This is a genomic window from Janthinobacterium sp. GW822-FHT07A03, from assembly GCF_058798815.1.
Genome location: NZ_JBXAKW010000008.1, coordinates 203,004 through 216,174 on the forward strand (window position 1 = coordinate 203,004; position 13,171 = coordinate 216,174).

Below are 13,171 nucleotides of genomic sequence, written 5' to 3' on the forward strand. Positions count from 1 at the left end.
CCGGCGGGCGCGCGCGTGTGCAGCGGGAGGCTGCTTACCAGGGCAGGGCAGGATAGTTCAGCTTGCCCGTCGCGTGCTCCTTTGGCCAGACGATCACCACCTTCTTGTCCTGGTGCTGCGCCATGCGGTGCACGAAGTTCTGGTTGTCGCCGTTGGCGGCGAACTGCACGCGACCGATCAGGGTTTCGCGGTCCGTCTTGCGCATTTCCTCGGCCACGCCGCCTTTCTTGAGCGTGCCCTTGTCGGCCGCGCGCGCGATCGCTTCGAACAGCAGCATCGACTGCACATAGCCGAACTGGCCCAGGTAGTCCGGCTCCTTCTTGTACAGCTGCTTGTAGGCGTCGCTGAAGGCCTTGCCGTCGGCCGTCTTGAATTCGGTCGGGAAGGGCAGCAGGGCCGTGCCGAAGACATTCGGCATCAGGTCGGGGAAGTCGGCCGCCATTTTCGGCGTGGCCAGCGACCACACGCCCACCATGGCCTTGATCTTCGGTTTCAGCACGCGGGCGGCGCGGATGATGCCCACGTAATCGTTTTCGTAGCCGACCATGGCCACGACTTCCGATTTGTCCTGCAGCTTGATCTTGTTGATGATGGGCTTGAAGTCGGTAATGGCCGGATCGAACGAGTGCGTCGTCACCTTCACGCCCTTGGCGGCCAGGGCCTTTTCCACGTCCTTGGCCAGGCCCGTGGTGGCATCCTTGGTCGAATACACGATGGAGACGGACTTGGCGCCCACATCCTGCAGCAGTCCCAGCATGGCTTTTTCGTAGCCGGCCGTGTTATTGATGCGGAAAAAATTCTTGCGTCCGCTGGCCACCAGGCTGTCGTCCACGCCGCCCGAGGTGATGTAGACGAGGCCCAGTTTATTGGCCGTGTCCGAGGCGGGCGAGATATTGTTCGAGCCGTAGCCGCCCGTGATGGCCACCACGCCCTGGCTGGCCAGCTTTTCCACGGCGGCGATGGCCTTGGCGGGCGCCGATTCGTCGTCGACGGTGATGATCTTGATGGTGTGCTTGCCGTTGGTCTTGTTGAATACCTCGGCCGCGACCATGATCCCTTCCTGCATGCCGGCGCCGACCCGCGCCAGGTTGCCCGTCAGCGGGATTTCCGCGCCGACCAGGAATTCGTCGGCGCTGGCCTGTGCCATCCAGGCGCTGGCAACCAGCGCTGCCATGGCGATGCGTGTGTAGGTGCGTTTCATCGTGTCTCCTCCGGTGATGTGGCTTGGTTTTATTGTCGGGTCTGCTACTACATGGTCAACTTATCGTGCATTCTGCGCCATTTGCCGCAGCTGCCCCTTTAAAATCTTGCCCGTGGCGGCTGCCGGCAGCGCTTCCATGACGATGATGGCGGACGGGCACTTGTACGGCGACAGGGTCTGCGCCAGCCATGCCTGCAATTCTGCCACGCTGGCGGGCTGGCGCGGGTCCAGCTCCACGTAGGCGATGACATCCTCGTTGCCATCGGCCAGGGTGCGCCCGACCACGGCCGACTGCACCACGGAAGCGTGGGCGTTCAGGGCCGTTTCCACTTCCAGCGGATACACATTGAAGCCGGAGCGGATGATCAGTTCCTTGGTGCGTCCCACGATGAACAGCGCGCCGTCCGGGTCCTGGCGCGCCATGTCGCCCGTATTGAGCCAGCCGCCGTCGCGCATGGTAGCCGCCGTCATGGCCGGTTCGCGGTAATAGCCGGCCATGATGTTCGGCCCGCGTATCCACAGTTCCCCCGGCTCGCCCGGCGCCACATCCTTGCCTGCTACGTCCACCACGCGTACTTCCACGCCGGGGATCGGCATGCCCACGGAGTCGTCGCGGCGCGGCGTTTCCAGGCGCGTCTGGCTGATGGTGGGGGCGCTTTCCGTCATGCCGTAGCCATTGTGCAGCGCGGTGCCGAGCAGCTTTTCCACCTCGTGCTTGAGCGACGGCGCCAGTGGCGAGCCGCCCGCATACGCAAAGCGCAGCCGCGTGGGCAGCGGCGTGTCGGCGCCGCCCAGGGTTTGCAGCAGCTTGGCGTACATGGCGGGCACGCCCTGCACGATGGTCAAGCCGTCGTCCTTCAGAGCCGAGAGCAGGCCGTCGACGGAAAAGCGCGGCACCAGGTACAGCGCGGCGCCCGCATACAGGGTGCCCAGGGCCACCGAGGCCAGGCCGTACACGTGGGAAATCGGCAGCACGCCGTAGGCGCGGTCGGTGCTGCTCAAGCCGCGCAGGGTGCTGGAGACGGCGGCGATGAACAGCAGGTTGCGGTGCGTGAGCATCACGCCCTTCGACTGCCCGGTGGTGCCCGTCGTGTAGATCAGTGCGGCCACCTGTTCGTTGCCGGGCACTGTGTCTTCCGCGAGGGCCGCCTCGTTCAGGTCGCCAGCCAGCAGCTCGCCCATGCCGTCGACCGTGGCGCTGGCCGCGCCCAGACGCGCCGCATGCGCGGCCGCTTCCGGCGAGGCGCCGGCCAGGAACAGCACGCGCCGCGCCGAACTGTGCGCAGCGATGGTGTCGATCTCGCGCGCCGACAGGCGGGCATTGACGTTGACGATCCACGCGTCGATGCTGGCGGCGGCAAAGATCAGCGCCACCTGCAGCGCACAGTTCTCGCCTACCACCATCAGGCGGTCGCCGGCGCGCACGTCCAGTCGGCGCAGCAGCTGCGCGGCGCTGTCCACACTGTGCCGTAGCTGGGCGTAGCTCCAGCTGCGGCGCCCTTCATGCAGCGCGGGCGCGTCGGGCGCGCGCGCCGCCCAATAGATGGGGATGGCCGACAGGCGCGCCGGCAAGTGGGCCAGCAGGGCGGGAATGTCCATCGCGGCCTCCTTCACTTTTGCGCTGCCTTGATCATGTTGCGGGCGATGACGATCTGCTGGATCTGCGTCGTGCCTTCGTAGATGCGGAACAGGCGCACGTCGCGGTAGAAGCGTTCGGCCGCGTATTCGCTGATGTAGCCGGCGCCGCCGTGGATCTGCACGGAGCGGTCGGCGACTCTGCCGCACATTTCGGAGGCGAACAGCTTGCAGCACGATGCTTCCGTCGAGATGTCTTCCTTGTTGTCGCGCCGGCGCGCGGCGTCCAGCACCATGCTGCGCGCCGCGTAGATTTCCGCCTTGCTGTCGGCCAGCATGGCCTGGATCAACTGGAACTCGGCGATGGGCTGGCCGAACTGCTGGCGCTCCATCGCGTAGGCGAGGGCGTCGGCCAGCATGCGCTCGGCCGCGCCCACGCAGACGGCGGCGATGTGCAAGCGGCCCTTGTCGAGCACCTTCATGGCAGTTTTAAAACCCACGCCTTCCTTGCCGCCGATGATGTTCGCGGCCGGAACGCGGCAATTTTCGAAGATGACGTCGCAGGTATGCGCGCCTTGCTGGCCCATCTTCTTATCGATCTTGCCTAAAGAAAGGCCCGGCGTATCCTTTTCCACGATGAAGGCGGAGATGGCCGAGGCGCCGCGCTTGACGGGGTCTGTGCGGGCCATGACGGTAAAGATGCTAGCTTCGGGGGCGTTGGTGATATAACGCTTGCTGCCGTTGAGGATGTAAAAGTCGCCATCGCGCACGGCCGTCGTGCGCAGCGAGGCCGCATCCGACCCCGATCCCGCTTCCGTCAGGGCGAACGAGCCGATGATCTCGCCGGCCGCCAGCTTGGGCAGATAGTATTGTTTTTGCGCTTCCGTGCCATCGATCACGATGCCTTGCGAGCCGATGCCGTTGTTCGTGCCGATCAGCGAGCGGAAGGCGGGCGAGGTGCGGGCGATCTCGAACGCGACGCGCACTTCCTCTTCCATGCTCAGTTCCAGGCCGCCGTAGGCTTCCGGGATGGACAGGCCGAACAGGCCCAGCTCGCGCATCTGCGCCACGATGGCGGGCGGGATCGTGTCCGTCTCGGCCACCAGCGCCTCGTTCGGCACCAGCACTTCGCGCACGAAACGGGCGATGCTGTCGAGCAGGATGTTCAGGGTTTCTTCGTCGCGTATCATCGGGTTCCTCGGCGCTTTGATGTGATCTGTTGTTGAGAGGGGCGCGCAGTCTAACCGCGGCCCAGGTTTTTTTCCACTGTCTTGACCAGGGCGACCAGGCGCGGTCCCAGGTCGGACTCGAGCTTTTCGCGCGACAGCAAAAAGGCGGGGCCGCCGCAATTGAAGGCCATCACCTGTTCGCCATCCGCGCCCAGCATGGGCACGCCCACCGCGTGCACGTCGTTCTGCCACTCGCCGGCCGAGATGCAAAAGCCCCGGTCCTGGTAATCCTTGAAGCCTTGTTCGATGCCGGCCTTGATGCGCGGCCAGCGCTCCGTCTCGTGCATCCGCGCATGGTCCATCAGGTAGTCGCGCTCGGTCTGCGGCAGGATGCACAGCAGGGCCTTGCCCATGGCGGTCGTCATCAGGGGAATGCGCGAACCGACGTCGAGGCGCAGGGTGACGTTGGCGCTGCTGCGGCACGTTTCCACGTACACCATGCTGAGGCGGTCGCGCGTGCCCAGCGACACGGACGCCTGCGCATGTTCGGCCAGTTCCTCCATCAGCGGGCGCGCCATCTTGCGCACGTCCAGATTGGACAGCATGCGGTAGCCGAGGGCCAGCACGCCGGCGCCCAGCTGGTACTTGCCCAGGCTGTCCGAGTAATTCAGGTAGCCCAGTTTGGTGAGGGTGTAGGTCAGGCGCGAAATGGTGGGCTTGGGGATGCCCGTGCGCTTGGCCATGTCCGCGTTCGACAGATAGACTTCGCCGGGGCGAAAGCACCGGAGCACTTCCAGGCCGCGCGCCAGTGCGTTGACGAACTGGCGGTCCTTGCCTTCCTCGTCATCGCTGAAGACGATGAGTTCCGGATCTGCTGCGGCCTGAATATTTGTTATATTTGCATTCATTTTCGAACTCCCTGGAAATCAGTTTGCCTAGCCAAATTGGACGTGTCAATCGTTTTATGAAACATTCGTTCGCACAGCGAAATGGTGCGGTGCATGAATTTCTCTCGGAAAATTGACCTGCGCCGCTGTTTCTGGCCTTGTTGCTTGAGCATCGCTATATACATCTGTATATTGCGCCGTTGGATGACGGCCGCCGCATGCGCGGCCGCTTTTTTGCATATCGCTATATAAGCTGATATATAACGGAAGAGAACAACATGACGATGGTGAAACAGGTAATGGCAGGCGCCGTTCTGCTGGCGCTGGCGCAGCAGGCTGCTGGCAAGGAAGACGTGGATGCAGCGGCGCCGTTCGTGCTGGGCACGGTGACGGTGATCGGCCAGCGCGAGCAGGCAGGCCAGATGGAACAGCAGGTGGGCTCGCAAGTGAGCCGCGCCGAGATGCGCCGCTTTAACCGCGACAACGTGGGCGACGCCTTGAATTTGCTCTCCGGCGTGTCGCTGTCGACCAATTCGCGCAACGAGAAAACCGTCGCCATCCGCGGCTTCGATGCGCGCCAGGTGCCGCTGTACATCGACGGCATACCCGTCTATGTGCCATATGACGGCTACGTCGATTTCAACCGCTTTACGACGGCCGACCTGGCCGCCATCCAGGTAGCGAAAGGCTTCAGTTCCGTGGCCTACGGCGCCAATACCCTGGGCGGCGCCATCAACCTGGTGTCGCGCAAGCCGACGGCTTTGATGGAAGGCGATACGTCAGTGGGATTCGGTTCGGGCAGCGAGCGCCAGGTGTCGGCCAACGTGGGCACCAACCAGGGCCTGTGGTATCTGCAGGCCGGCGTGTCGTATATCGACAGCGACGGCTTTCCCATGTCGTCCGATTTTCGCCCGACGGCCACGGAAGACGGCGGCATGCGCAACAATTCCTACCGCAAGGATCACAAGCTATCGTTCAAGGTGGGCCTGACGCCGGGCGGCGCGCGGGCGGGCGACGAGTATGCACTGAGCTACTACAAGCAGCATGGCGAAAAGGGCCAGCCGCCATCGACGAATCCCGCCGGCGCGCGCTACTGGCAGTGGCCATACTGGAACAAGGAAAGCGTGTATTTCGTCTCGCAGACGCGCCTGGGCCAGCAGGAACGCCTGAAACTGCGCCTGTACCACGACAGCTACGACAATGAAATCACGTCCTACACGAACGGCAGCTACACGACCCTGAAGACCAGCGGCCAGGGCAGCGTCAGCGGCGGGCGCAGCATCTATAACGACCGCACGAACGGCGGCGCGGTGGAACTCGAATCGTTCCGCCTTGCCGCGCACAGCCTGCGCCTGGTTGCCAGCTACAAGGCCGACGAACATCAGGAGCTCGATGTCAAGGGCGTGCGCACCACCTGGTACAAGGATGCCCTGTGGACCCTGGGCGCGGAAGACAGTATCGCCCTCAATGCGGCGACGGAACTGTCGCTGGGCGCCTCGCGCAACGTGCTGCGCCCGGACACCGTCTACAGCGCCGGCAATGCGTATACCTTGCCGCACAATCAATCGGCTACCGACCTGCAGGCGGGCCTGTTCCATAAAGTGGGTTCCGAGGCGCGCGTGTATGCCACCGTGGCGCGCAAGTCGCGCCTGCCGACCCTGAAGGACCGCTATTCGCAGCGCCTGGGCACGTATATCGAGAATCCGGCGCTGCGCGCCGAGGAAGCGCTCAATTATGAAGTGGGCTACCAGGGCGCCGTGCAGGGCGCCAAGGTGGAAGCGGCCCTGTTCTACAGCGACGTGAAGGACAAGATCCAGAGCGTGGCGAATGTGGCGGGCGTGCGGTCGCAGATGCAGAACGCGGGCAGGGCGCATATCAGCGGCGTGGAAGTCGGTTTGCGCGGCCGCGCCGGCGCCTGGCTGGATTGGGGCGGCAACTACACCTATACCGACATGAAAAACGTCAGCGACCGCGCCATCCGCCTGACGGACGTGCCGCGCCACAAGCTGACGGCGCACGCCGTGCTGCACGCGGCGCGCCAGGTCGACGTGGTGGCCATCGCCGAATCGAACAGCGGACGCTGGGTCTCGAACACGCTGGCACTGGGCGGCTTTACCACCATGAACCTGAAAGCCGTGTACCGGCCCTTGCCGGCCTTGAGTCTGGAAGCGGGCGTGAGCAACCTCGGTGACCGCAATTACGCGCTGGCCGATGGTTTTCCCAGTGCGGGCCGCAGCTGGCTGGCCAATGCGCAATACCAGTTCTGATTTTTTGACTATTCAATGAAAGGACACAGCATGTTGAAGACAATACTGGCGGGCCTCGTTTCGGCCGCACTGCTGGCGGCGGCACCTGCCTGGGCCGACCCGGCGCCAGCGCGCGACAATATGAGCCACGCGCTGACCGTGACGGGCATGGTGGAAACGCCGCTGGCCCTGAAGGTGGCCGACCTGCGCCAGCTGCCCCCGGCCAATGGCGGGGACATCGCCGTCACGCGCCACAACGGCGACAAGGCCGAGACCATCACCAGTTACAAGGGCGTGCGCCTGCGCGACATCCTGGACAAGGCGGTGCTCGATGCGCCGGGGCACAACGACGTCAAGAAGCTCGCCATCATCGCCACGGCCACCGACGGCTATGCCGTGGTGTTTTCCTGGGGCGAGCTGTATAACGCACCGGCCGGCGAGGGTGTGATTGTCTACTACGAAAAAAACGGCAAGGCGCTCGACGACAACGATGGCGAGATCGCCCTCATTTCGGCCAAGGACATCCGCACGGGCCCGCGCCACGTGAAGTGGCTGAACGGCATCGAGGTGCGCAAGCTGGCGGAATGACGCGCAGCTGATGGAAAAAACGCGCCGTGGAGCCATCCCCGGCGCGTTTTTTTTATGCCGCCAGCGCTTGCCGCATGGCTTTGCCCGCCACGTCGAACAATCCCCGCGCCGCTGGCGTCAGGCCCAGCATGTGCATCGACGCATGGATCATGCCGTCGAGCTGCACGTATTGCGCCGCCACGCCGTCGTCGCGCAAATACCGCGCATAGGCCTCGCCCTCGTCATGCAGCGGGTCGTACTCGCATACCAGCACCGTCGCCGGCGGCAAGTCCTTGAGCGACGCGGCCTGCAGGGGCGCGGCGTAGGGCTGCGCGCCGTCAGCCGGCTCGTTCAGGTAGGCCGACCAGCAAAAGCGCATCGCTTCCCGCGTCAGCGAATGCCCTTCCGCATAGCGCTGGTAGGACGGCGTGTCGAAGGCGAAATCGAGCGCCGGGTACAGCAGCAGCTGGTGCGCCAGCGCGGGGCCGGCCTGGTCGCGCGCCATCAGGGCGGCGGCCGCCGCCAGGTTGCCGCCCGCGCTGTCGCCGCCCACGGCCAGCCGTTTCGCATCGATGCCCAGCATCTCCGCCTCGTCGGCGACCCAGCACAGGGCCCGGTAAAAGTCGTTCAGTGGCACGGGAAACTTGTGCTCGGGCGCCAGCCGGTAGTCGACGGAAACGATCACGCAGCCGGTGGCGTTGGCCAGCGCGCGGCACGGATTGTCGTACAGGTCCAGCGAGCACAAACACCATCCGCCCCCATGCGCGAAGACGATGGCCGGCAAGGGCTGACCCGTGTCCGCGCCGGCAGGCACATAGGCACGGACGGTCAGCGCATGCTCGCCCGGCACCACGTAATCGGTAATGGACGTCACGTCTTCCAGGGGGCCGTGCAGCTGGCGCAGTCCCGTTTCCGTGGCGGCGCGCAGGTCCGCCAGCGAGGCGGGCGGCGGCGCATCGTTTGCCAGCGCCAGGAAGGCCGCTACTTGCGGATCGAGGCTCATGCGGCTTCTCCGGCCAGGAACGGCAGCAGGTGGGCGATGAACGCTTCCGGCTGTTCTTCCATGATGAAGTGGCCGCATTCGGCGACGATGGCGCCTTTCAAGATGTCCGCCTTGCCCTGCATGGTCAGCAATGGCGCGTCATTTGTCGCATGGTCGGCGCCAATGGCCAGCACGGGCATGGCCAGACTCTTTTTCGCCCGTTCCAGGTTTTGCCGGATGGTTTCGGGAATGGCGCGGTAGTAGGCGAAGCCCGCGCGCAGGGCGCCCGGCGTGGCATAGGCGTCCGCATACACGTCGACGGCCACCTTGTCGCGGCGGTACGACCAGCGGTCCAGGATGAAGCGGATGTATTCGCGCTCCTTGCCCGCTGTGAGCATTTCCGGCAAGTCCAGCACCTGATTGAACATGAAGTGCCACAGGAAGATGTTGTCGGACGGCGCGACGAAGATCGGCGGCGCCGGCGCCAGGCCCGGGATCACGGCTTCCGTCAGCGCCAGTTTCGTCACTGCCTGCGGGAAGTCGCTGGCCAGCGCATAGCCGACCCACATGCCGATGTCGTGGCCCACCACGTCGTACTGCGCATGGCCCAGGGCCAGCATGGCGCGGTGCAGGGTGGCGGCAACGGCGCCCGTGTCGTAGCCGCCGGCCGGACGTTCCGAGTGGCCGCTGCCGGGCGGATCGATGGCGATCGCCTGGTAGCCCTGAGCGGCCAGCGCCGCCATCACGTGGCGCCAGGCGTACCAGGTTTGCGGCCAGCCGGGGATCAGCAGCACGGGTTTGCCTTCGCCGGCGATGACGCAATGCAGGCGCTGGCCGTCGATGCGCACGTAGTCGTGGGTGTAGCTGTCTTCATTCTGATGCATGGCAAGTCCTTGTATTGATTCAGTTAATTGGTTGATTAGTTGTGCGCGATGCCGAGCAGGGTGTTGATCTGCTGCGCGCTGACGGGGGCGCCGGCGAAATCGTCGAAGATCTTGTCGGTCACGGGAATGATGTGGGCGTTGATGAACGCCACGCCTTCGCGCGCACCCACCTCCTGGTCCTTCAGGCAGCATTCCCATTCCAGCGTGGCCCAGCCCGCGTAATCGTTCTGCGCCATCTTCGAGAAGATGGCCTTGAAATCGACCTGGCCGTCGCCCAGCGAGCGGAAGCGCCCGGCGCGGTTTTCCCACGACTGGTAGCCGCCGTAGATGCCTTGCCGCCCCGTCGGATTGAACTCCGCATCCTTCACATGGAACATGCGGATATGGTCCTTGTATATATCGATGAATTCCAGGTAGTTCAGCTGCTGCAGCACGAAGTGGCTGGGGTCGAACAGCATCTTGCAGCGCGGATGGCGGCCCACGCGCTCGTAGAACATCTCGAAGCTGATGCCGTCGTGCAGGTCTTCGCTCGGGTGGATTTCGTAGCACAGGTTGACGCCCTGTTCCTCGCACACGTCGAGGATGGGCAGCCAGCGGCGCGCCAGTTCGTCGAAGGCCGCTTCGATCAGGCCGGGCGGGCGCTGCGGGAACGGGAACAGGTAGGGCCAGGCGAACGAACCGGAGAACGTGCCCATGTCGGTCAGGCCCAGGCGTTTCGACGCCATGGCCGCCAGTTTCACTTGCTCGATGGCCCACTCGGTGCGCGCGGCCGGCTGGCCGTGCAGATGTGCCGGGGCGAAGCTGTCGCACAGCGCGTCGTAGGCCGGGTGCACGGCCACCAGCTGGCCGAGGATGTGCGTCGTCAGTTCGCTGATGACCAGGCCATGGCCGGCCAGCATGGCAACGAGGTCGTCGCAGTATTGCTGGCTGTGCGCGGCCTGTGCCACGTCGAACAGGCGTGCATCCCAGGCGGGAATCTGCAGGGCCTTGAAGCCCATGCCTGCCGCCCATTCGGCGATGGCGGGCAGGGTGTTGAAGGGCGCCGTGTCGGCGGCGAATTGTGCCAGGTGCAGGCTTGGTCCTTGGATGGTTTTCATATCGGCTCCTATTGTTTGTCGATCGACAAAGAATAGGCGAAATTCTTGGCGCGGTCAAGCCCGGGATGCAAAATAAATCGCGAACGCGCCGTGGGCGCCAGGCGTTATACTGGCCGCCACTTCGCAAGCAGAGGATAAAAATGGCAGGAAGACCGAGGGAATTCGACCGCGCGCTGGCGCTGGCAAAAGCGCGCGACGCGTTCTGGACGCGCGGCTACGAAGGCGTATCGATGGCCGACCTGGTGGCGGCGCTGGGCATCGCTTCGGCGCGCATCTATGCGGCGTTCGGCTCGAAGGAGCAGCTGTTCCGCGAAGCCGTGGAACTATATGAAACGGGCGAGGGCGCGTTTGCCGTGCACGCGCTGGCGGCCAGCCTGAATGTGCGCGACGCCGTGGCGCGCATGCTGGAAGAAGCCGTGCTGCTGTATACGCGCAGCGGCCAGCCGCAAGGCTGCATGGTGGTCACGGCCGCCACGAACACGAGCGCGGACAACGCGGGCATCGCCGACTGGCTGGCGCAGCACCGCCGCGCGCGCACGCAAGCCGTCATCGAGCGCCTGCGTGCGGCGCAACTGGCGGGAGAATTGAAAGAGGAGGCGGACGTGCAGGCGCTGGGCGACTACTATGCGGCGCTGCTGCATGGCCTGTCGGTGCAGGCGCGCGACGGCATTCCCGCCGAGCGGCTGCTGGCGCTGATCACGCCGGCCATGGCGCCGCTGGCGCTGGAAATGAAAAACTAGACTATTTTTTCGATAGCCGCAGTAGTCAAGTCTTGACGTCGATCAGGCTGCCCAGTGCCTGGTCGGCCGCCTTGACGACATTTGCCGATAAATTAAAGCCGGCCTTGTAGACGAGATTATCCGTCAGTTCGGACGCGAGGCCCACGCCGTTCGGCCGGCTTTCGGCCGCCTTGGCCGCATTTGCATTGGCGCCGCTGACGCTTTCGCCTGCGGCCAGCTTGCGCCCTTCGACGGAGAGGGTGACGCCCGTGCCGGCCGGGCTGGCTTCCTGGAACTCGGCTTGCTGCGGCTGGAAGCCCGGCGTATTCGCATTGGCGATATTGTTGGCGGCCACATCCAGCGCGCGCTGGTTGGCGGTCAGCCCCGAGGTACCGGTGGTGAGGGCGGATATGGACATGGCAACTCCTTCAGAATACGCCCAGTTTACTCCCGTCAGCGGAAAAAGTGGTTGGTGCAAGGCAACAATTGTTCCCGCAGGTGCTTGCCGCAAAAAATATGTGCGTCACGTAATTTTTTTATATTGTTCTGTGGCATTTCACTGTCTAGACTGGCAGGGAAGTCATCCACGGAGTGCGCCATTTTCCACCTGCTTCGCCCTATTTTGCTGGGTTTGCTGCTCAGCCTGCCTTGCCTGCCCCTGAAAGCCCAGCTTGTTCCCTCGCAGCTACCGCTCGATGCGCGCCTGAACGAGCAAGTCATCATGGTGCCGGCCGGCGACGGCTTGCGCGAGACGCTGGAGACGACGGTGTTCCGTCCCCCCGGCTCCGGCCCGTTTCCCTTGCTGCTGATGAATCACGGCAAGCAGGCCGGCCCGGCCCGGCTGCAGCAGCGCGAGCGCTTCATCTATATGGCGACCGAGTTCGTGCGCCGTGGCTATGCCGTGATGCTGCCCATGCGCGCCGGCTTTGCGCGCTCCACGGGCGCCTACCGCGATTTCGGCTGCGACATGCTGGGCAACGCCCAAGGCCAGGCGCGCGACATGCTCGCCGCACTCGCGTATGCGCGCCGCCAGAGCTGGGTCGACCCGCAGCGCATCGTCGTCGCAGGGCAGTCGTATGGCGGCATGGCGGCGCTGGCGCTGGCCACGCGGGTGCTGCCCGGCGTGCGCGGCGTGCTCAATTTTTCCGGCGGCTTGCGCGTCGACATGCCCGGCTGCGACTGGCAAGGGGCGCTGGCCAAGTCCTTCGCCACCCTGGGCGCCTACAACCACATTCCCAGCCTGTGGCTGTATGGCGCGAATGACTCGTATTTTTCGCCGGCGCTGGCGCGGCGGCTGTTCAATTCCTTTACCGGTTCAGGCGGCCGGGCGCATTTGCTGGCCTATGGCCCGTTCAAGCGCGACGCCCACCTGACCCTGGGCAGCCGCGATGGGGTGGCCGTGTGGCTGCCCGCCACCGAGCGCTTCCTGCAGAAAATCGGCATGCCGGTGCGCCAGGTCTACCGCGTGGCCGATGCGCCGTCGCCGCCCGCCACGCATTTCGCGCCGCAGGACGATATCGCCGCCGTGCCCTACCTGGAAGAGCAGGGCCGCGCCGCGTACCGCGTCTTCCTGGAAAAAACCGCGCCACGCGCCTTTGCCTTGTCGGCCAGCGGCGCCTGGGGCTGGGCCGAGGAGGGCGAAAGCCCTGATGTGCGCGCGCTCGCTTCGTGCCAGCGCCGCAGCAGCCTGCCATGCCAGCTGTATTCGGTCGATGAAAGCGTTGTTTGGCCGGTCGCCGGCGCCAGCGCGAGCGCCGCCGGCGGCGCGCAATAGGCTGCCGCGCACGATAGTTGTCGCCGAAACGGGGGATGGGCGAATATACTAGGCGAAAAGGGAGGCGTTG

Annotated in this window: 12 protein-coding genes; 4 read left to right on the plus strand and 8 right to left on the minus strand. The window is 64.9% G+C overall.

All coding sequences use genetic code 11. From position 1 onward, the window contains the following. Positions 1-34: 34 nt before the first annotated feature. The 4 genes from AC1RJW_RS22700 to AC1RJW_RS22715 are packed head-to-tail and all read right to left on the minus strand — an operon-like array spanning position 35 to position 4,853. Entirely contained in the window at positions 35-1,201 is a 1,167-nt protein-coding gene (locus AC1RJW_RS22700; protein ID WP_493046971.1) for an ABC transporter substrate-binding protein, read from the minus strand. Between the two features lie 60 nt (positions 1,202-1,261). Next, positions 1,262-2,800 carry a class I adenylate-forming enzyme family protein gene (locus tag AC1RJW_RS22705; protein ID WP_493046972.1) on the minus strand — a complete coding sequence of 513 codons (1,539 nt, stop codon included), beginning with the start codon at positions 2,798-2,800 and terminating at the stop codon, positions 1,262-1,264. 11 nt (positions 2,801-2,811) lie between these two features. Next, complete coding sequence (locus AC1RJW_RS22710) at positions 2,812-3,966, minus strand: acyl-CoA dehydrogenase family protein (RefSeq protein WP_034782861.1); 1,155 nt, start codon at positions 3,964-3,966, stop codon at positions 2,812-2,814. A gap of 50 nt (positions 3,967-4,016) precedes the next feature. After that, entirely contained in the window at positions 4,017-4,853 is an 837-nt protein-coding gene (locus AC1RJW_RS22715) for an IclR family transcriptional regulator (protein ID WP_493046973.1), read from the minus strand. Positions 4,854-5,110: 257 nt separating this feature from the next. Between AC1RJW_RS22715 and AC1RJW_RS22720 the strand changes: the two genes are divergently transcribed. Continuing rightward, positions 5,111-7,099, plus strand: a complete 1,989-nt coding sequence (locus tag AC1RJW_RS22720) for a TonB-dependent receptor plug domain-containing protein (RefSeq protein WP_493046974.1) — start codon at positions 5,111-5,113, stop codon at positions 7,097-7,099. 30 nt (positions 7,100-7,129) lie between these two features. Continuing rightward, the gene (locus AC1RJW_RS22725) at positions 7,130-7,666 is read left to right on the plus strand and encodes a molybdopterin-dependent oxidoreductase (RefSeq protein ID WP_493046975.1); all 537 of its coding nucleotides are present in this window, start codon (positions 7,130-7,132) and stop codon (positions 7,664-7,666) included. A 52-nt stretch (positions 7,667-7,718) separates the two neighbouring features. Here the strand turns inward: AC1RJW_RS22725 and lipP1 are convergent, their stop codons facing one another. Genes lipP1 through AC1RJW_RS22740 form a run of 3 tightly spaced genes read right to left on the minus strand, consistent with a single transcriptional unit; the run spans position 7,719 to position 10,608 of the window. Then, positions 7,719-8,648 carry a LipP1 family hormone-sensitive lipase gene (gene lipP1 / locus AC1RJW_RS22730; RefSeq protein ID WP_493046976.1) on the minus strand — a complete coding sequence of 310 codons (930 nt, stop codon included), beginning with the start codon at positions 8,646-8,648 and terminating at the stop codon, positions 7,719-7,721. Next, positions 8,645-9,511 carry an alpha/beta fold hydrolase gene (locus tag AC1RJW_RS22735; protein WP_077402718.1) on the minus strand — a complete coding sequence of 289 codons (867 nt, stop codon included), beginning with the start codon at positions 9,509-9,511 and terminating at the stop codon, positions 8,645-8,647. Before AC1RJW_RS22735 ends, lipP1 begins: the two co-directional genes overlap by 4 nt. Before the next feature lie 35 nt (positions 9,512-9,546). Beyond that, positions 9,547-10,608, minus strand: a complete 1,062-nt coding sequence (locus AC1RJW_RS22740; protein WP_493046977.1) for a sugar phosphate isomerase/epimerase family protein — start codon at positions 10,606-10,608, stop codon at positions 9,547-9,549. A 140-nt stretch (positions 10,609-10,748) separates the two neighbouring features. Between AC1RJW_RS22740 and AC1RJW_RS22745 the strand changes: the two genes are divergently transcribed. Continuing rightward, a complete protein-coding gene (locus tag AC1RJW_RS22745) occupies positions 10,749-11,348 on the plus strand; it encodes a TetR/AcrR family transcriptional regulator (RefSeq protein ID WP_289911585.1) in 600 nt (199 codons plus the stop codon). 25 nt (positions 11,349-11,373) lie between these two features. Here the strand turns inward: AC1RJW_RS22745 and AC1RJW_RS22750 are convergent, their stop codons facing one another. Continuing rightward, entirely contained in the window at positions 11,374-11,745 is a 372-nt protein-coding gene (locus AC1RJW_RS22750; RefSeq protein WP_493046978.1) for a flagellar basal body protein, read from the minus strand. A 204-nt stretch (positions 11,746-11,949) separates the two neighbouring features. Here AC1RJW_RS22750 and AC1RJW_RS22755 point away from each other — a divergent pair, with 204 nt between their 5' ends. Continuing rightward, entirely contained in the window at positions 11,950-13,101 is a 1,152-nt protein-coding gene (locus tag AC1RJW_RS22755) for a dienelactone hydrolase family protein (protein ID WP_493046979.1), read from the plus strand. Positions 13,102-13,171: the final 70 nt, after the last annotated feature.

Excerpts from the sequence above, each read along its gene's own strand:
- AC1RJW_RS22700 (WP_493046971.1), bottom strand. The coding sequence starts at position 1,201 with ATGAAACGCACCTACACACGCATCGCCATGGCAGCGCTGGTTGCCAGC.
- AC1RJW_RS22750 (WP_493046978.1), bottom strand. The coding sequence starts at position 11,745 with ATGTCCATATCCGCCCTCACCACCGGTACCTCGGGGCTGACCGCCAAC.
- AC1RJW_RS22715 (WP_493046973.1), bottom strand. The coding sequence starts at position 4,853 with ATGAATGCAAATATAACAAATATTCAGGCCGCAGCAGATCCGGAACTC.
- AC1RJW_RS22725 (WP_493046975.1), top strand. The coding sequence starts at position 7,130 with ATGTTGAAGACAATACTGGCGGGCCTCGTTTCGGCCGCACTGCTGGCG.
- lipP1 (WP_493046976.1), bottom strand. The coding sequence starts at position 8,648 with ATGAGCCTCGATCCGCAAGTAGCGGCCTTCCTGGCGCTGGCAAACGAT.
- AC1RJW_RS22720 (WP_493046974.1), top strand. The coding sequence starts at position 5,111 with ATGACGATGGTGAAACAGGTAATGGCAGGCGCCGTTCTGCTGGCGCTG.
- AC1RJW_RS22705 (WP_493046972.1), bottom strand. The coding sequence starts at position 2,800 with ATGGACATTCCCGCCCTGCTGGCCCACTTGCCGGCGCGCCTGTCGGCC.
- AC1RJW_RS22710 (WP_034782861.1), bottom strand. The coding sequence starts at position 3,966 with ATGATACGCGACGAAGAAACCCTGAACATCCTGCTCGACAGCATCGCC.
- AC1RJW_RS22740 (WP_493046977.1), bottom strand. The coding sequence starts at position 10,608 with ATGAAAACCATCCAAGGACCAAGCCTGCACCTGGCACAATTCGCCGCC.
- AC1RJW_RS22735 (WP_077402718.1), bottom strand. The coding sequence starts at position 9,511 with ATGCATCAGAATGAAGACAGCTACACCCACGACTACGTGCGCATCGAC.
- AC1RJW_RS22745 (WP_289911585.1), top strand. The coding sequence starts at position 10,749 with ATGGCAGGAAGACCGAGGGAATTCGACCGCGCGCTGGCGCTGGCAAAA.